Origin of the sequence: Brucella sp. NBRC 113783, assembly GCF_040372265.1 — a bacterium.
GTDB classification, from domain to species: domain Bacteria; phylum Pseudomonadota; class Alphaproteobacteria; order Rhizobiales; family Rhizobiaceae; genus Brucella; species Brucella teleogrylli.
In genome coordinates this window covers 589,641-606,533 of the sequence record NZ_BAABRX010000003.1, presented here as the reverse complement: position 1 = coordinate 606,533, position 16,893 = coordinate 589,641, and the positions used below count along the sequence as shown (strand labels likewise).

Below are 16,893 nucleotides of genomic sequence, written 5' to 3'. Positions count from 1 at the left end.
ATAAGATTAACGACTAACTTCCTTCGCGATAATCGATGCACCGGCATCGATTTTAAGCAGAAATGGAGCTAATCGTGCCAATATGGAAGCCGATGCGGTCTCGGGCAGCAAATGACCGCCCGCCAGAGCTTCGCCGTCAACATCGCTGGCCCAATCCGCCCAGATATCGAGCGGTTCACGCCCGCCGCCATAGCGTCGGCCCTCTTCCCAGAAGACCAGCGCCGGCACGTGAATACGCCGACCTGCTACCCGATCCGCAAGATCGTCGGTTTCATCCACGCCAGCGCCGGCACGGTAGTCCTCGCATATCCAATGCCGGACGTCAGCGTTGTCAAAGGCTTTTCGATAATCTTCAAGTGCAAGTGGATGCAGCTTGTCGAGACCGTGCGCCATTTTCTGTAGGGTGGTATCGATCATAAAGCGCGGATTGCCACACAATAGCATTTCAGGCAGTGGCTCGGGCTGGGCCAACATGAACCAATGCCAGGCACCCATACCGAATGCTTTGCTCGCACCTTCCCACATTTCGGGTGTCGGTACGACCGTGACAGATACGAGCCCAAGCACCTTGCCCGGATGGTCCAGTGCCATACGATAGGCGACCCGACCGCCGCGATCATGCCCGACCACAACAAACCGGTCGTGACCGAGCGTCTGCATCAACTCGACCAGACTTGCGGCCATGCGTCGCTTGGATCCTGCACCAGTTGGATTGGAAGTGATGCGACTGCGCCCATAGCCCGGCAAATCCGGGACAACGACAGTGTAGGATTGCGCCAATACCGGTGCGATCCGGTGCCATGCGGCCATGGTTTCCGGATAACCGTGCAGCAGCAGGATCGGCATACCTTGTCCGCCTGTCGTGACAGCAAAACAGACCCCGTCCGTTTCAACATATTGCATTTCGAAACCGGGGAAGAGTTGCTCGATTGCTGGTTTCATTACTCACCATCTTAAGCTTGCCTGAAGCGAATTCAGCCAATCTTATAGACGCCTTGCCTGGCTCCGGACAATCAGGATCAAAATGAGGTACGTAAATCAAAAAATGCTTGCTATTCGTTTTTCTTCACGTATCAATTGTTCCTGAGGATAGGGCGGTATGTTTTTTGCATGCTGTCCGATGGGGTGATCTGGGCGCAAATGCCTTTGGGAGGATCAGCCATTCAAAGAATAAACAGCTCCGAAGTGGGCTGTTTTGTTGTGCCGAACTCCGGGGGGCAATGTGTTCGGGGGCGCGGTTTGGTATCAGCCGGTCGTAAGCCGGCGTTGTTTGGAGGAGGTTTGCATGAAACGTCGTAATTTTCTGACCGGCGCGCTGGTTGCCGCAGCTTTGGGCATAGGCGCGATGACATCCACGCCGGTGTATGCTTCGCCGGAAAATCCGGTCATCGGCTTTTCCATTGATGATCTTCGCGTCGAGCGCTGGGCGCGTGACCGCGACTATTTCATTGAGGCGGCAGAAAAGCTAGGCGCCAAGGTCAATGTGCAATCTGCTGACGGTAACGAAGAAAAGCAGGTCAAGCAGGTTGAAAACCTGATTGCGCAGGGCGTTGATGCCATCGTCATCGTGCCGATGAATTCGAAGGTTTTCGATGCGGTCGTTGCCGATGCGAAGGCATCCGGTATCAAGGTTCTTTCCTATGATCGCCTGATCCTCAATGCCGATATTGATGCCTATATCTCGTTTGACAATGAGCGCGTCGGCTTCATGCAGGCGGAAGCCGTCCTGAAGGCCAAGCCCGAAGGCAATTATTATCTCCTCGGCGGCTCGCCGACGGATAACAACGCCAAGCTCCTCCGCGCCGGTCAGGAAAAGGCTCTCAAGGAAGCCATCGATTCCGGCAAGGTGAAGGTGATTGGCTCACAGTGGGTGAAGGAATGGAGCCCGACTGAAGCACTCTCCATCATGGAAAACGCTCTGACGGCCGCACAGAACAAAATCGATGCGGTGGTAGCTTCAAACGACGGCACTGCCGGTGGCGCCATCCAGGCGCTTGCCGCGCAGGGACTGGCCGGGAAGACTGCTGTTTCGGGACAGGATAGCGACCTTGCCGCCGTCAAGCGCCTGATCGACGGTACGCAGACCGTAACGGTCTACAAACCGCTGAAACTCATTGCTTCCGAAGCAGCCAAGCTGACCGTCCAGATGGTCAAGGGCGAAAAGCCTGAGTTCAATTCCAAACTCGATAATGGCGGCAAGCAGGTCGATACGCTTCTGCTGACGCCAACTGCCGTGACCAAAGACAATATCGACATTTACGTCCAGGATGGCTTCTACACCAAGGAGCAGATATCCGGGAAATAAGTCTTTGGGCTGATCGCCTGAGCCCGTCTCAGACGATCAGCCCAACAGAATAGTGCGATCAGAAGTTTTGAAAAATGTTCAACTTCCGGTCCCGCCAATGTGTCGATGCTGTCTGTGACAGCGTTGTCTGGAGTAATTCCGCCGTGGGAGATGGTGTCGGCGGTCTTCGGATGGCTTATTCTGCTGCAACACTGCAAGGTCGTATGCGATGTCCGAATATCTTCTAGAGATGCGCAATATCGGTAAGGACTTTAACGGCGTGAAAGCGCTTGACGGTATTTACCTGAAGGTGCGTCCGGGCGAGTGCGTCGGCCTTTGCGGCGAGAATGGCGCGGGTAAATCCACGCTGATGAAAGTGCTTTCTGGCGTCTATCCCTATGGCGCCTGGACCGGCGAGATTTTGTGGGAAGGCCAGGAGCTGAAGGCCACAGGTATTCGCGATACAGAAGCGGCTGGCATCGTTATCATCCATCAGGAACTCATGATGGTGCCGCATCTGTCGGTTGCGGAGAACATCTTTCTGGGATCGGAGCCGACGAGCGGGGGCTTCATCGATTATGACCAGATGAATGCGCGTGCGACGGAACTTCTGGCGCGCCTCAAGATACACGACATCAATGTAGCACTTCAAGTCTATCATTATTCAGGTGGCAAGCAGCAGCTGATCGAGATCGCAAAGGCGATCAACAAGAATGCGAAGCTTCTCATTCTGGATGAACCGACATCGGCGCTGACTGCAGCCGAAACACGCGTTCTTCTCGATCTCGTCAAGGACTTCAAGGCGCAGGGAATGGCCTGTGTCTACATTTCCCACAAGCTGGATGAAGTGGCTGAAATTTCCGATACGGTGACAGTCATCCGCGACGGCACGCATATCGCCACCAAACCCATGGCGGAACTCACCACGCCAGCCATCATCACCATGATGGTGGGGCGCGAGATGAAAAACCTGTTCCCGCGCGAGCCGCACGATATTGGCGAAGTCATTTTCGAGGCCCGCAACATAAATTGCTGGGAGGTGACTAATCCCGATCGCAAGGTGGTCGACAATGTTTCGTTTGCGCTTAGGCGCGGGGAAATCCTCGGTATTGCCGGGCTCGTGGGCGCGGGGCGGACCGAACTGGTGTCAAGCCTCTTCGGTGTCTGGCCCGGAGCGCATGAGGGGCAGGTCTTTCTGGAGGGCAGGGAACTGAAGATCCGCACGCCGCGCGATGCTGTTCGACAGGGCATCTGCATGGTGCCGGAAGACCGCAAGAAGGACGGCATTCTGCCCATCATGCCGGTGGGCTATAATATGACTGTCTCGGTGCTGGATCGTTTTTCCCTGTGCGGATTGCTCGACAAGGAAGCGGAACTAGCGACGATCCAGCGTGAGATTTTGCGTCTCAAGGTGAAGACTGCCGATCCAATGTTGGAAATCGCGTCACTGTCCGGTGGTAACCAGCAAAAGGCGGTGCTGTCGAAGATGATGCTGCCGGACCCCAAGGTGCTCATTCTGGATGAGCCGACACGGGGCGTCGATGTTGGCGCGAAATATGAAATCTACAAACTGATCTTCGCGCTCGCGAAACAGGGGGTTGCGGTGCTGATGGTCTCTTCGGAAATGCCGGAGGTACTCGGCATTAGCGATCGCGTATTGGTGATCGGCGAGGGCAGGTTGCGCGGCGACTTCGCCAATGAAAATCTCACGCAGGAGCAGGTGCTTGCAGCTGCAATAGGCAAGCCCATAAGCAATGTTGCCTGACCCTCGAAGAACGATTGGTTATCCCGCATTCTTCGGGCTCCAGTTGTTCAACTCCTTTCTGGAATACTCAAATTTGACCGGTGCATGATATGACATTGACGGGCAAAGGCCTCCGAAAGTTTCTCGCGGAATATAAGATCGTAGCTCTCCTGATCGTGGTCGCGCTCATCTGGGCGTTGTTTGCAGTACTCACCTATGATCCGGAGATGGGGCGTTCGCAGTTTCTGACAGCGCGCAATTTTTCTAATCTCCTGCGCCAGATGGCGATCACGGGAATGCTGGCGTCCGCGATGGTTTTCGTCATCGTCGCCGGTGAAATTGATCTTTCGGTCGGGGCGCTTCTGGGGCTTCTAGGCGGCATTGCCGCCGTTCTCGATGTCGTTTACGGATGGCCGCTATGGGCGACGATCAGCACCGTTCTGGTTCTGGGTGTGGCACTTGGCGCTTTCAACGGCTGGCTGACCGCCTATCTTGGCATACCCTCCTTCATTGTTACACTTGGCGGACAGCTCGTCTTTCGCGGTATAGTGCTGGGTATCATGGGCGGCGTCACAATCGCGCCGATCTCGCCAGAATTCAAATATATCGGGCAGGGTTACCTGCCGGGTTGGCTTGGCAATCTCAGCGCAATTGCGCTGTTCGGCGTTCTTATCCTCATGACGCTACGTACGCGGGCCAGCAAGAGCAAGCATAACCTCCAGACACTTTCGCCCGCTATGGAAGTCGCGAGGCTTCTCGGTATCGGTATCCTGATATTGGGCTTCATCCTGATCCTCAACAGCTATCAGGGCGTACCGGTCCCGGTGCTGATCCTGCTGGTGATCCTTGGCGTTTTCACTGTTATCGCAAAACAGACGGTGTTCGGTCGTCACATCTATGCGGTTGGCTCCAATACCGAAGCAACCCGCTTTTCAGGCGTGAATGTAAACTTCGTCAAGATGGCAGTCTTCGCCTTGATGGGACTGATGGCGGCGGTGGCTGGTCTGACGACCACCTCGCGCCTCGCGGCAGGCACACCATCAGCAGGTATGGGGGGAGAGCTGGATGCCATTGCCTCCTGTTTCATCGGCGGTACTTCCATGCGCGGGGGCGTCGGTTCTGTGCTCGGTGCATTGGTGGGCGCGCTCATCATGTCGAGCCTCGACAACGGTATGTCCATGCTCGGCGTCGATACATTCTGGCAGCAGATCATCAAGGGCAGCATTCTTGTTTTGGCTGTATATCTCGACATCGTATCTTCCGGCACACGGCGCGGATGAGTGTAGTCCGATATACAGGGCGACCAAACATAGCGGGCCTTGCCGCTTGCTATAGTCCAGATTCAATGCGGTAGTTTTGACGACTAAAGGACTATGAATTGTTGTCTCTTTGCGAAAGAATGTGATCCAGCATCTGATTTCGTTGAGTGCGCAATGGGCTTCCATTGGACTCTGCTAATAACTTTTGCGCACGGCAAACCGTCGGGTGCCAAGCGGCATCGTCCATACCTGATGGACTGCATCAATCTTGCCCTTCTTCGAGCAGTGAAAAGTTGTTTCAGGCAAGCGGAATTCTGAATTCCAATCTGAACACGGGGAGTGCCGTTGCCCCAAGATGTCCGTAACCTTGGATCAGAAGAAACCCCTCAAAACGCTGCCCGTGTCCAGAATCTTTAAAATATTCGTATTGACCGTCTTGATACACCAGTTCCCTTAGCTACTCTCACTGTGCAAGCGGTACAGAGAATGAGTTCTAGCCACCGCTTATAGCGCTGTAATCGCTAACTTGATCTGATCGAAGCTTTCGGTATCGACCGTTCTTGCGGTCAATGAGTTCGGCATGGCTGCCCTGTTCGGCAATTTTACCGTCTTCGATCACTATGATGCGATCAGCATTGACGATGGTTGCAAGCCTGTGCGCTATCACCAGCGTCGTGCGGCCCTGCGACAGTTCGGCAAGTGATTGCTGGATGGCGCGTTCAGTCTCGGTGTCGAGCGCGGAGGTCGCTTCATCAAGGATCAGAATCGGCGGGTTTTTCAGGAAAATGCGTGCGATGGCGAGACGCTGCTTCTGTCCGCCCGATAGTTTCACGCCACGCTCGCCAATGACTGTGTCCAGACCATGAGGAAGTGAGGCGATCATCGTGTCGAGCCTTGCACGGCTAGCCGCGTCCAGGATGTCGGCTTCGGTGGCGTCGAGGCGTCCATAGGCGATGTTCTCACGGATCGTGCCGGCGAACAGGAAGACGTCCTGTTGCACGATGCCAATGTTAGAGCGCAGGGACCTCAAGCTCATGTCGCGAATATCTGTGCCATCGATGCTGATCGCGCCGACCGGCACCTCATAGAAGCGAGGCAAAAGCGAGCATATCGTTGTCTTGCCCGCGCCCGACGAGCCGACGAAAGCGACGGTCTCTCCGGCGCGGATGGAGAGGTTTATTCCGTCGAATATAAGCTTGCTCGAATTGTAGCCGAAGCGAACATTTTTATAGTCAATGTCACCAGTCAGCCTCTGGATGGAGCGTGCCTGTGGCCGGTCTGCGATATCCGGTATCGTATCCAGGAACTGCGTATATCGCTGAAAGCCCGCAATGCCCTTCGGGTATGTTTCAATGATCGAATTGATCTTATCGATCGGTCGGAAGAACACTCCAACCAGAAGCAGGAAGCCGACGAAGCCGCCCGCCGACAGTTCGCCGCGCACCACGAACCATGCGCCTGCCAGCATCACAACGACCTGCACGAAGCGTGTTGACAGGTAGGACAGTGACATGGACGCCGCCAGAGCCTTGTAGGTTTCCAGCTTGGTCATCAGATAGTTTTGGTTGTTCTCAGCAAACAGTTTCCGTTCATGATCCTCGTTGGTGAAGGCCTGCACTACCCGGATACCGCCGACGTTTTCCTCAATGCGGGCATTGAACTCTGCCACACGTTCGTAAAGCGCGCGCCAGGTTTTGGTCATACGCTTGCTGTAACGAGTGGAAAAGATCGCAGTCACGGGCACAATGGTTGCGGTGATCAGCGCCAGCGGCACATGCACCGACATCATCAAAATAAAAGCGCCGATCAGCGTCATGAGTGCGATGAACAGATCTTCCGGGCCATGATGGGCGACCTTGCCAATCTCCTCGAGATCCTTGGTCAGTCTTGCGACAAGGTGGCCGGTTTTCTGGTTGTCGAAGAAACCGAAAGAAAGCTTTTGCAGATGGTCGAAGGCTTTCCTTCGCATTTCGGTTTCGATCTTGAGACCAAGCATATGGCCCCAATAGGTGACGATGACCTGAAGACCAGCATTGACAAGATAGATCAGGAACAGGCCGAGAGATGCCAGCGCAATCATGCCCAGTTGGTTGGTGGGAAGCAGGCGGTCGATGAACAGCGTCACCGCGACCGGAAAGGCCAGTTCCAGTAGTCCGGCGACGACGGCGCTGGAAAAGTCCAGCACGAACAGCCCACGGTGTGGCCTATAATAGGATGTGAAGCGTTTTAACAGGCCAGCCAAACTGGATCCCTTTCGTTTGGTGTCTTTCAGTAAATGTTGCGAACAACGGAATGGTCCGACGAATTTTTCCGGTGGAAGCTGATTAAGAAGCCGGTTTTGGTGTGACCGGAGATCGTGATGCGCTTGTCTTCATGTTCCCTCTCGGCACGATGAGCGGAGTACCAGCGACTGGATCGGGGATGACCATGGCCGGCAGTCCGAAAACGCGTTCGACCAGTTCGGCATCGACGATGTCTGCCGGGGCGCCCTCTGCTAGGACGGCGCCGTCTTTTATGGCGATCAGGTGCGTGGCATAGCGGCAAGCATGATTGAGATCATGCAGCACTGCGATAATTGTTCGCCCCCTATCATTAAGGTCAGCCAGAAGATCTAGCAGCTCGATCTGATGGGCGATGTCAAGGAAAGTGGTCGGCTCGTCGAGCAGAAGGATCGGCGTTTCCTGCGCCAGGACCATTGCAACCCATACGCGTTGACGTTGGCCGCCGGAGAGTTCGTCCACCGGTCGACCGGAAAGTTCGGTGACACGGGTTGCTGCCATCGCGGCGAGGACGGCTGCCTCATCGGCTTTCGACCATTGGCGCAAAAAGGACTGATGCGGATAACGACCGCGAGCGACCAGATCGGCAACCGTAATGCCGTCCGGTGCGATTGATGACTGTGGCAGCAGCCCGAGCCGCCGGGCGGTTTCCTTGGCCGGTATATCGGTAATGCTTTTGCCGTCAAGGATCACTCCACCGGCAGAGGGTGTTATAAGCCGCGACAGAGCTTTGAGCAGCGTGGACTTTCCACAGGCATTCGGCCCGATGATCGCAGTGAAGGAACCATCCGGAATTGAGACTGACAAATCCTTTGAAATTGTCCGTTCGTCATAGCGCAGCGTCACTGCGTCCGCATGCAGCCTGTAGCCAGAGGGGAGGGTGTTTGCACCATTCATTTGCGACCCTCGCGAATAAGAAGCCAGATGAAGTAAAGACCACCAACACTAACTGTCGTGACGCCAACAGGAAGCTGAACGCCGAATGCGTGCTGTGCAGTCCAGTCAGCAACCAACAGCAGAAGCCCGCCCATCAGTGCTGACGGAATGAGCGCGATACCAGCCGAACGAGTAAGCATGCGGGCGATCTGGGGCGCCGCAAGTGCAACGAAAGAAATTGGTCCGGCTGCGGCTGTGGCGATTGCGGTCAGCGCTACGCCGACGATCATTAGTGAAGCTCGTGTACCGTTGGTGTTGACGCCGGACGCTTTCGCCACATCGTCACCCATTTCGAGTTGCCGCGTGGGGCGGGAGAGGAAGCAGGTCAGCGGCGCGACGAGGCCCAGCACGACCACGACCGGCAGAAGTTGTTCGAACCCCAGGCCGTTCAGCGAACCGGCTCCCCAGATGGCAGCCGACATCGCCATTTGAAGATCGGCCTCCCGTATCATCCACGTGTTAAAAGCCGACAGCATGGCGGCAACACCAATACCGACAATGATCAGCCGAAAACCCTGCACGCCACGCCGGTAAGCAAGAAGATAAACCGCCACCGCCGTCAAGACACCGCCAATCAGGGCCCCGGCGGCGGTCTCGTAATAGCCCCCAGACAGAAGCAGGATGACGACAAGCGCTCCGGTATGGGAACCGGCCGAAAAGCCAATAATGTCGGGGCTACCCAGCGGATTGCGCGTCAAGCTTTGGAAGATGGCGCCGCTCATGCCGAGCGCGCCACCAAGCAGCAAGGCGAGCGCGACGCGCGGTAGCCGCCATTCCACCACGATCATCCGGACCATGTCGTCGCCCCCACCGGCGAGCGCGCCCAGTACATCAGACACGGCGATCGGGTATTTGCCGCTCGCCAGCGATGCCGCCGCAATCACAGCGGCCAGTATCAGCAGTAAAAAAACAGCAAATATCGTCCGCAAGTCCAAACGGGAAGAAAATCGGTCGCCGAATAGACGTATCGCACAAGTTCGAGGGGCAAAGTTGGGCGCAGAAGCAGCGGTATCCATCATAAACCGCTCGCCTTCGGTCGTCGTGCGAACAGGATCAGGATGGGTGCTCCGATAAATGCGGTGACAATTCCAGCTTCCAGTTCACCGGGAAAGACCACAAGTCGCCCGAGAATATCGGCGGCGAGCAGCAAGGTTGGTCCGAATATGATCGTCATGCCGATAATCCAGCGTTGGTCGGGACCTGTGAACCAGCGTACGACATGCGGGACCATCAGACCGACAAAGCTGATCGGGCCAACTGCCGCTGTTGCCGCTCCGGCAAGCAACGTTACCGAGAGAACGACAAGAACCCGTGCGCGGTGGATGTCGGCGCCAAGTGATTGAGCCAGCTCATTTCCGAGCGCGACAGCGTTGAGTGGTCGGGAGGCAACAAGGCCAAGGACCATCCCGATTACCATGAACGGTGCGACCGTTGTCACGACATTCATATCGCGACCGGCGAGTGATCCGATTGCCCAGAAGCGCATCGTGTCGAAAGCACGCGGATTGAGCAGCGTGATCGATGAAGTAATGCCAGCGAGCACCGCTGATAGCGCCACGCCTGCGAGCACCAGACGAACAGGCGTTGCCCCCTCCCGACCTGTTCCGCCTAGAATATATACGAACAACGTCGCGCTGATCGCGCCCGCAAGCGCCGCCAACACGTAAGCATTGAGCGAATGAAACCCGAACATGCCTATCGCCACTGTGACGAAAAAGGCTGCTCCGGCGTTGACGCCCAAGAGCCCCGGATCGGCTAGGGGATTGCGCGTCGCCGCCTGGATGAGCGCACCGGACATGGCAAACGCCGCGCCGCATAGAAGCCCAAGCAGGGTTCGCGGCAGACGATAATCATGAATGATGATGTGATCCGGCAAGTTGGGATCGTAGGCGATAAGGGCGTTGAGGACGGACGCCGGAGCAATTGGTCTCGTGCCGACCAAAAGGCTGAGGGTTGCCATGAAACACAGCAGCAGCACGCTTGCCGATAGGACCCATCCTTTGGACGTAACGCGGATCGAGGAAGCTGGTGCGGTAAGGCTGGATAAGTTCTTGCTCATCCGCGCGACTGTCCTTCGATCCAGTAACCGACCGAAGTTATTCTGTCCTTGCTGATTCCGACAACATCCCGGAAATGTTTACGCACTTCCGAAGCGGCTGTCGCTTCGCCTGCGATATAGAGGTAGCCATCTCCTTGCGGTAACTTGATAGTCTGCGCGATGTCCAGCAGCCGTGTTGGTTTGGAGTCCTTCCCGAAACTGTCATACCAATAAAGCGAGACATCTTGCCCAGCTTGTAGCTCCTGCCTGTCGTCTTGATGCGGCAGCTCGATATGCGCCGAGATCACATTCGACGTTCCCTGTTCTTCGATGATGCGCGCCACGGCTGGCAAGCCCGTAATATCGGCCAGTAGCAGAGTTCATCCGCTTTCGCCCGGCGGAACGAAGCGTCCGAAAGGAGCGCTAACCACGATGCTATCACCGGGGCGGGCTTCCTTGGCCCAGCTAGCGGCTACCCCGTCGTCATGGATGACAAAGTCAATCGTTAAGATGCCTGACGCTGGCACCCATTTACGCACCGTATACGGGCGGGCCGGGGAGAGTTCGCAGGCTGGGGGCGACTTCCATTTGCCATCCAGCAAGATAGGGAGTTCGACCCTGCCACCCGGCTCTACGGGGAACATAAGCCGGGTCCATTCATCTGGCCTTCCACTTGATTGGAACTCCGCCAGACCCTGACCTCCGAATTCGATGCGGATCATGTGTGGAGAGACGCGCACAACCGATATGACCTCGGCGATAAAATACTCATTCATGAAAAGATTCCTTGGCTTTTTCAGCACGGAACGCGGCTTGCGCCAGACGTGGAACAAGCCTTGGGATTTCATAAGGGATTGACAGAACGCTAAGCGCCGACATGGCCCAGACTGACGACGGGTCAACAAGGGCGATGTAGCTGCCGCGCTGCACGACGCGCAGCGTTCGAAATAATGGCTGTTGTTCGGCTACGTTCTGGTTGCCGCTCGTGTACCACATGATGAGAATGTCGGCATCCAGGCGGTCCATCTGCTCCGCGCTCACAGCCAGCAAGGTCCTGTTGGGGTAATGCGTCGATAATGATGCAATCCCCGGAGCCAGTTTCAGACCAAGTTTTTCGAAAGCGGCAACGCGTGGATCGGTGGAGAGATAGACGGAAAATCCGTTGAAGTAGGTTCCAATAGCAAAGGTTTTTCCTGTAAGCACAGGATTTTCAGCGCGCGCGGAGGCGAGAACGCGCTCGACATTTGTCACGAGGTCGCTTGCTTCTGCGGGACGGCCAAGGGCGGCACCCACCAGTTCGGTCTGCTCTTCGAGTGTGGCTTGCCATGGTCCCGATCTATACACCACGGTGGGCGAGATCCGGGAAAGCATCCGATACTCGTTGGCATTTATCCCCGAGGAAACAGCGAGGATCAGGTCGGGCCCAAGACGAGCGACTTCCTCGAAATCCAGGTAAATGCCGGAAAAAAGTGTCGGCCTTTTTCCACTTAGTCGCTCTTCGTTCCACGGTGCAATGCCGCTCTCGAATATAGAACGGCGCGGCATCCAGAGCGGGGGCTTGGCCAAGGCTATGGCGATATCGTCAGAACCCCAGCCGAAAGTCAAAATACGCTGTGGTTCGGATGGCACCGTCGTGGAGCCAAACGCATGTTCGACAGTCACCGGGAACGATCCGGACCGCGAAGTATCGACCGTCGCGGCGCTCACTGTCACAGTTGAGAGGATGAGCGCCAGCAGAGCAATTTGAATGAATAAGCTTCTCAGCCCATATCTGCGCCAAGTCGCCGAATTCGGCCATATGATCCCTGTGATTGCCACCACCATCGGTCGATCAGAACTTATGCGTGAGGCTCAGCGTGACGTTCCTTGGCGCTCCGATAAAATTGCCATAGGCCGTCGAGGTGCTGAGCTTCGAATAATAAGTTTTGTCGAAGACATTGTTCACATTGAGCTGCATCGCGGTGCTGTCGTTGAAGTCGTATTTCGCCATAAGGTCGACCACGGCATAGGCGGGTTGTTCCTTATAAGACGTCGTTGCGGTGTAGTAGGTTTTGCTGAAAGCTCGGACGCCGCCGCCAACGGTCAGGCCCTCCAATTTCTGGTCGAAATCATAGGATGCGTAGAGCTTGAACATGTTTTCGGGCGAGACGGCAGAATTATAGATCTGACCTTCCTTGGTCCCTTCCACATATTCTGCCTTTGCAAATGTGTAACTCGCCGACACGTTCAACTGGTTGGTGATCTTGCCATTCAGCTCGAATTCGACGCCCCGTGTTCGCACTTCGTCGGCAGCGGTGTAGCAAGATGGGCTGCCAGCGCACGCTGTCCCATAATAGATCGGCAGATTGTTTTGATTGGATTGGAAGATCGCGACCGACGCATTGAACCGATCATCAAAGAAGCTGCCCTTTACGCCAGCTTCAACGTTGCGGCCCTCAATCGGTGCAAGAATGCTGCCACTCGGATCGTAGTAAGGTTGCGGCTGGAAGATTGAGGTGTAGCTTGCATAAACTGAAACCGTATCGGTCAAGTCGTAGACAGCACCGACATAGGGTACGAACTTCGCATCTTCCGAGAGCGAGACTTTTTCGACCGGGGAGTTATAATCGTACCAGCTGACACGAGCCCCAAGAATGAACTTCAGATCGTCGGATATCGTAAAGCGGCCCGCGCCATAAAGGCCGGTCTCCGTTATTGTCGGGTCCGTGTTGTAATAATTGGTCGTCATACTTGGCTTACTGATCGCCGAAGGGTCCCAGTTAAAGATATCGACCGCATAAGCCGGTGCGCTGAAAGCCGAGTAGGAGAAATCGTCCCTATGGGTGCTCGCCCCAAAAATCAGATCATGTGTTCGACCAAACAGTTCAACGGGGCCGGAAAACCGTCCATCAATGGCATAGGACTTACTATCGCCATCGTAGATGCGGTCGTTCTTTAGGTAGGTTCCGTTGCTGTAGGTAAGATAGGATGATTCAATCGTGCCACTGCTCCACGAATACTGGGCCGTAACATTTGCTTTCCAGTCGTTGCCGAAACGGTGCTCAAGATCGAAATAGGCGGTCGTCTTGCGCTTGTCGGAATACTCCCAGTCACTGCCGAGGTAGTCCTTTGCCGTCCAATCGTAAAAGGATCCATCGGGCCTGGTCGGATAACCTCCATTCCCGTATCCATCGACATGCTCTTTCTGATGGCTGATACCAAGGCTCGCAGTCGTGTTCTCGGTAAGGTCGGCCTCAATAACCCCATAAAGGACAAAGTTGCGTTGGTCATTGTAGTCCCGGTATCCCTCGCCACCAAGAAATGAACCGGCAAACCGTCCCCGGACAGTTCCTTCTTCGTTAAGGGGGCGAGAGGCGTCAACTTCAATGCGCCCGTTTCCCCATGACGAACCAGTCGTCGTGACAGATGTTTGAGCGACGTCGGTGGGCTTTTTCCGCACCAGATTGATCGACGCGGACGGGTTGCCAGTACCCTGTAGCAGGCCGGTTGCTCCACGCACAACCTCAATCCGGTCATAAAGGATGAGATCGTCCTGGGTGGTTCCGTCTCGCGAAAACGTCGTCACAGAATTCGTCAGTCCATCATACTGAATGCTGTTGACCAAAGAACCACGAGCATAATACTGCCATCGGCTATCACCAAAATCGGGCGTGGCTATCAGGCCAGGCACGTCGTTGATGGCCTGATCCAGCGACGTATAGGCCTTGTCCTTGATCTTCTGATTGGTGACCACGCTGACCGATTGCGGCGTTTCTTTAATCGATAAAGGCAGGCCCGTTGCCGAGCTCATTTCGGGTATCGTATACGCTCCTGTTCCTTCGGTTGTTACGCCCTGACCCTGGACGGTAATTGTTTCCAGTATCACGGAGCCATCCGGTGACGTGGCGGTGGCGGCATGATCCGAACCGATGATCCGAACCGTATTTTGATTGGTAAAGGTATAAGTGAGGCCGGTGCCGGAGAGAAGCCGTTGCAAAGCGACTTCTGGCGACAGGGCGCCGTTTACCGCGGTCGATTTCTTGCCCGAGGCGAGGGAGGATGTAACGAAAATCCCGAGCTTCGTCTGGCGCGAAAAAGCGATCAGTGCCGTCGAGAGTGATTGGGCTGGGATATTGAATTTGGTCGATGTTGCCGATGTCGTGGCGGATTGCGCTTTGGCTTGCTCGACAGCTGGAACGGACATCATGGCCGTCCCGGCCAGCAGAAATGTGACTATGCCCGCTGACCGTCTTATGCGCGCGCTATTTCCGTCACCCATTCCCGAAACCTCGTCTCCAGATTGCATGGAGACCGGTACAAAAGTGGTCTCCTATTGTTGAAGACGCTGAATTCGGAAAAAGTAATTAGTCGTTTCTCGTATTTTTTTCAAAATCATCATTTTTGCGCAATTGCGACCAGCAGATTGGTCGCGCGATAAACCCGCAGATTGAGGCTTTCGGCAATTGTGTCGAGCGCTGCATCGGGGCGATGTGTGTCAAAAACCGCCGTCACGCGAAGATTGCCAGCATCCCCGCTTAGCAACTGGATGCGGCCATGGCGATAACGCTGCAACTCGGCGATTACCTGATTAAGAGGAGCGTCATTAAACACCAGTTGGTCGTGACGCCACCCCTGAACGGTTTCGAGATCAGCATTTTTGACAGGCGATACGCCCTTCGCATCGTAATGGACAAGATTGCCTTCGCTCACTCTTTTTCGGTCGCCAGCCGCACTCACCTCAACCGTGTTATGCGTGACTGCAACCGTTACGCCATCCTCGATCTTGACGTTGAACGCTGTCCCAAGGACTGCGACCTGTCCACCGCCGGCCTGGACGACGAAAGGTCTTGCGGGATCCTTGGCGACGGTAAAGAAGGCTTCGCCCGTCAAGAGCTTAATGGTACGGCGCTCACCACTGTAATTCACATCGATGGCGCTCGATGTTCCGAGTTCGATCTGTGAGCCGTCTTCCAGACTGACGGTCTGACGTTCACCCACGCCTGATCGGTAGTCAGCCATTATACCAACCGGGACCAACTGCCAGCTGGCGATCAGCGCCAGCGCAAGACAGGCGGCGAGCATGACCTGCCTCCAGGAAGTGCGGCGCGCCGCTCCCGCAGCTATGCCGGGCACTCGCGAACGGTGCGACGCAGCGCGGACTGTCGGGCTTTCAGAGGTCAATGCTTGTTTTCCCGGGAGAAGATCGAGACCTTCCCAAACGCGCTCGACCTCCAGCCAGGCACGTTTATGCTCCGGATCGGCGTCAAGCCACTGTTCGAAGCGTTGGCGATCATCCTCGGTGACATCCTCATCCCTGAGGGTCACGAACCATTGGACGGCCTCGTCCTCGATCAGCTGTTTGTCCGCAGTCCCCATCATCTCTCCTGGACGATTGGCTGCATTTTATGGCGCTTACGCTTCACTCGAATCCTCTGCCTCAAACGTTCACGGCGGCTGCACACCATTCGAAGTGTGGCCGTCCTATTTACTTAGACGATTGCCGGAAGAAAACTAATTAGTCGCGCCGTGCATTATTTTCGCGCAACCGGGACTTCAGGCATCCGAGCGCTTTTACCATATGAACCATCACCGTATTTTTGGCGATGCCCAATTTGTCGGCGATTTCCGCGTAGCTCAGTCCCTCGAACTTATGCAGGATGAGGACCTCCCGGCATCGCGCTGGCAGTTCCAGCAAAGCGGCGTTCAGTGCCAACGCATCCTCGCGGGAGATCATCAATGCGTCCGCAAGCGGCTGCGGATCGGCGTAACTGTCAACAATGAGGGCGTTAGGGTCTATTACCGCCGCTGCGCGCCGTTCAACACGATGAACGTCGATGGCGACCGTCTCGGCAGTGCGCTGAACATAGCTCTTGAGGTCCCGGATATCATTGCCGGGCGAACGGAGCAGGCGAATGAATGCTTCTTGGACGGCATCGGCCGCGCTTTGGGCCGACATTCCCTTGCCAACCAGCATGCGCTTCAGGCGGTTCTGCTCTTCAGCGTAAAGTGAAGCAATGCTGGTGAAATTCTGGGTCATTCCGAATACGCGATACCTTGGGACACCGGCACTCCTTAGGGCCGGTCAGATCAAGAACTGCCTTTCTGTATCGAAACCAAAATTTGCGTGCAACGACAGAGATTTAGAGAAATTCTAACCAATGGGTTGTCTTACATAGCCCGCAAGATAAAACTTGCATTAAAAAGTCATGTTTCATGCTGATTTTATTGAAAGTTGGATTTTACATCCTGAGTAAATAGGCCGGACACGCGGCCATGAGATGGGCACATTAATTTCCGCTCTGTTGCCAATTGGCAACGGTATTTGGCGTTATGAGCAACTGCAGAAACAGAACGACAGCCTTCGTAAGATGGCG

The 16,893-nt window shown here is 55.4% G+C and carries 14 protein-coding genes; 3 read left to right on the top strand and 11 right to left on the bottom strand.

Annotation, left to right across the window (positions count from 1 at the left end; genetic code table 11):
* Nucleotides 1-6 precede the first annotated feature (6 nt).
* A complete protein-coding gene (locus ABWW11_RS13370) occupies nt 7-942 on the bottom strand; it encodes an alpha/beta fold hydrolase (protein ID WP_109365817.1) in 936 nt (311 codons plus the stop codon).
* 343 nt (nt 943-1,285) lie between these two features.
* Here ABWW11_RS13370 and xylF point away from each other — a divergent pair, with 343 nt between their 5' ends.
* From xylF to ABWW11_RS13355, 3 genes are all read left to right on the top strand, one after another.
* The gene (gene xylF, locus ABWW11_RS13365; protein ID WP_109365818.1) at nt 1,286-2,305 is read left to right on the top strand and encodes a D-xylose ABC transporter substrate-binding protein; all 1,020 of its coding nucleotides are present in this window, start codon (nt 1,286-1,288) and stop codon (nt 2,303-2,305) included.
* 208 nt (nt 2,306-2,513) lie between these two features.
* Nucleotides 2,514-4,049 (top strand): xylose ABC transporter ATP-binding protein, encoded by a 1,536-nt coding sequence (locus tag ABWW11_RS13360; protein ID WP_319080284.1) that lies wholly within the window; start codon nt 2,514-2,516, stop codon nt 4,047-4,049.
* Between the two features lie 89 nt (nt 4,050-4,138).
* Nucleotides 4,139-5,308, top strand: coding sequence for a sugar ABC transporter permease (locus tag ABWW11_RS13355; RefSeq protein ID WP_109365820.1), 1,170 nt, complete (start codon nt 4,139-4,141; stop codon nt 5,306-5,308).
* 472 nt (nt 5,309-5,780) lie between these two features.
* Here the strand turns inward: ABWW11_RS13355 and ABWW11_RS13350 are convergent, their stop codons facing one another.
* From ABWW11_RS13350 to ABWW11_RS13305, 10 genes are all read right to left on the bottom strand, one after another.
* Nucleotides 5,781-7,529 carry an ABC transporter ATP-binding protein gene (locus tag ABWW11_RS13350; RefSeq protein WP_109365821.1) on the bottom strand — a complete coding sequence of 583 codons (1,749 nt, stop codon included), beginning with the start codon at nt 7,527-7,529 and terminating at the stop codon, nt 5,781-5,783.
* 82 nt (nt 7,530-7,611) lie between these two features.
* The gene (locus ABWW11_RS13345) at nt 7,612-8,463 is read right to left on the bottom strand and encodes an ABC transporter ATP-binding protein (RefSeq protein ID WP_319080285.1); all 852 of its coding nucleotides are present in this window, start codon (nt 8,461-8,463) and stop codon (nt 7,612-7,614) included.
* Complete coding sequence (locus ABWW11_RS13340) at nt 8,460-9,386, bottom strand: FecCD family ABC transporter permease (protein WP_244597025.1); 927 nt, start codon at nt 9,384-9,386, stop codon at nt 8,460-8,462. The genes ABWW11_RS13345 and ABWW11_RS13340 overlap by 4 nt, the downstream gene beginning before the upstream one ends.
* 131 nt (nt 9,387-9,517) lie before the next feature.
* Nucleotides 9,518-10,561 carry a FecCD family ABC transporter permease gene (locus ABWW11_RS13335; RefSeq protein WP_109365823.1) on the bottom strand — a complete coding sequence of 348 codons (1,044 nt, stop codon included), beginning with the start codon at nt 10,559-10,561 and terminating at the stop codon, nt 9,518-9,520.
* Nucleotides 10,558-10,911 carry a siderophore-interacting protein gene (locus tag ABWW11_RS13330; RefSeq protein ID WP_353410600.1) on the bottom strand — a complete coding sequence of 118 codons (354 nt, stop codon included), beginning with the start codon at nt 10,909-10,911 and terminating at the stop codon, nt 10,558-10,560. Before ABWW11_RS13330 ends, ABWW11_RS13335 begins: the two co-directional genes overlap by 4 nt.
* Before the next feature lie 9 nt (nt 10,912-10,920).
* Entirely contained in the window at nt 10,921-11,316 is a 396-nt protein-coding gene (locus ABWW11_RS13325; protein ID WP_319080286.1) for a siderophore-interacting protein, read from the bottom strand.
* Complete coding sequence (locus ABWW11_RS13320; protein ID WP_109365825.1) at nt 11,309-12,364, bottom strand: ABC transporter substrate-binding protein; 1,056 nt, start codon at nt 12,362-12,364, stop codon at nt 11,309-11,311. The genes ABWW11_RS13325 and ABWW11_RS13320 overlap by 8 nt, the downstream gene beginning before the upstream one ends.
* A 7-nt stretch (nt 12,365-12,371) precedes the next feature.
* The gene (locus ABWW11_RS13315) at nt 12,372-14,798 is read right to left on the bottom strand and encodes a TonB-dependent siderophore receptor (RefSeq protein ID WP_181375964.1); all 2,427 of its coding nucleotides are present in this window, start codon (nt 14,796-14,798) and stop codon (nt 12,372-12,374) included.
* Between the two features lie 116 nt (nt 14,799-14,914).
* A complete protein-coding gene (locus ABWW11_RS13310) occupies nt 14,915-15,895 on the bottom strand; it encodes a FecR family protein (protein WP_319080287.1) in 981 nt (326 codons plus the stop codon).
* A 139-nt stretch (nt 15,896-16,034) separates the two neighbouring features.
* Nucleotides 16,035-16,556, bottom strand: coding sequence for an RNA polymerase sigma factor (locus ABWW11_RS13305; protein ID WP_109365828.1), 522 nt, complete (start codon nt 16,554-16,556; stop codon nt 16,035-16,037).
* Nucleotides 16,557-16,893 lie beyond the last annotated feature (337 nt).

Coding starts and splice junctions, on each gene's coding strand:
- ABWW11_RS13370 (WP_109365817.1), bottom strand. CDS start 942: ATGAAACCAGCAATCGAGCAACTCTTCCCCGGTTTCGAAATGCAATAT.
- xylF (WP_109365818.1), top strand. CDS start 1,286: ATGAAACGTCGTAATTTTCTGACCGGCGCGCTGGTTGCCGCAGCTTTG.
- ABWW11_RS13360 (WP_319080284.1), top strand. CDS start 2,514: ATGTCCGAATATCTTCTAGAGATGCGCAATATCGGTAAGGACTTTAAC.
- ABWW11_RS13355 (WP_109365820.1), top strand. CDS start 4,139: ATGACATTGACGGGCAAAGGCCTCCGAAAGTTTCTCGCGGAATATAAG.
- ABWW11_RS13345 (WP_319080285.1), bottom strand. CDS start 8,463: ATGAATGGTGCAAACACCCTCCCCTCTGGCTACAGGCTGCATGCGGAC.
- ABWW11_RS13335 (WP_109365823.1), bottom strand. CDS start 10,561: ATGAGCAAGAACTTATCCAGCCTTACCGCACCAGCTTCCTCGATCCGC.
- ABWW11_RS13325 (WP_319080286.1), bottom strand. CDS start 11,316: ATGAATGAGTATTTTATCGCCGAGGTCATATCGGTTGTGCGCGTCTCT.
- ABWW11_RS13320 (WP_109365825.1), bottom strand. CDS start 12,364: ATGGTGGTGGCAATCACAGGGATCATATGGCCGAATTCGGCGACTTGG.
- ABWW11_RS13315 (WP_181375964.1), bottom strand. CDS start 14,798: ATGGGTGACGGAAATAGCGCGCGCATAAGACGGTCAGCGGGCATAGTC.
- ABWW11_RS13310 (WP_319080287.1), bottom strand. CDS start 15,895: ATGGGGACTGCGGACAAACAGCTGATCGAGGACGAGGCCGTCCAATGG.
- ABWW11_RS13305 (WP_109365828.1), bottom strand. CDS start 16,556: ATGACCCAGAATTTCACCAGCATTGCTTCACTTTACGCTGAAGAGCAG.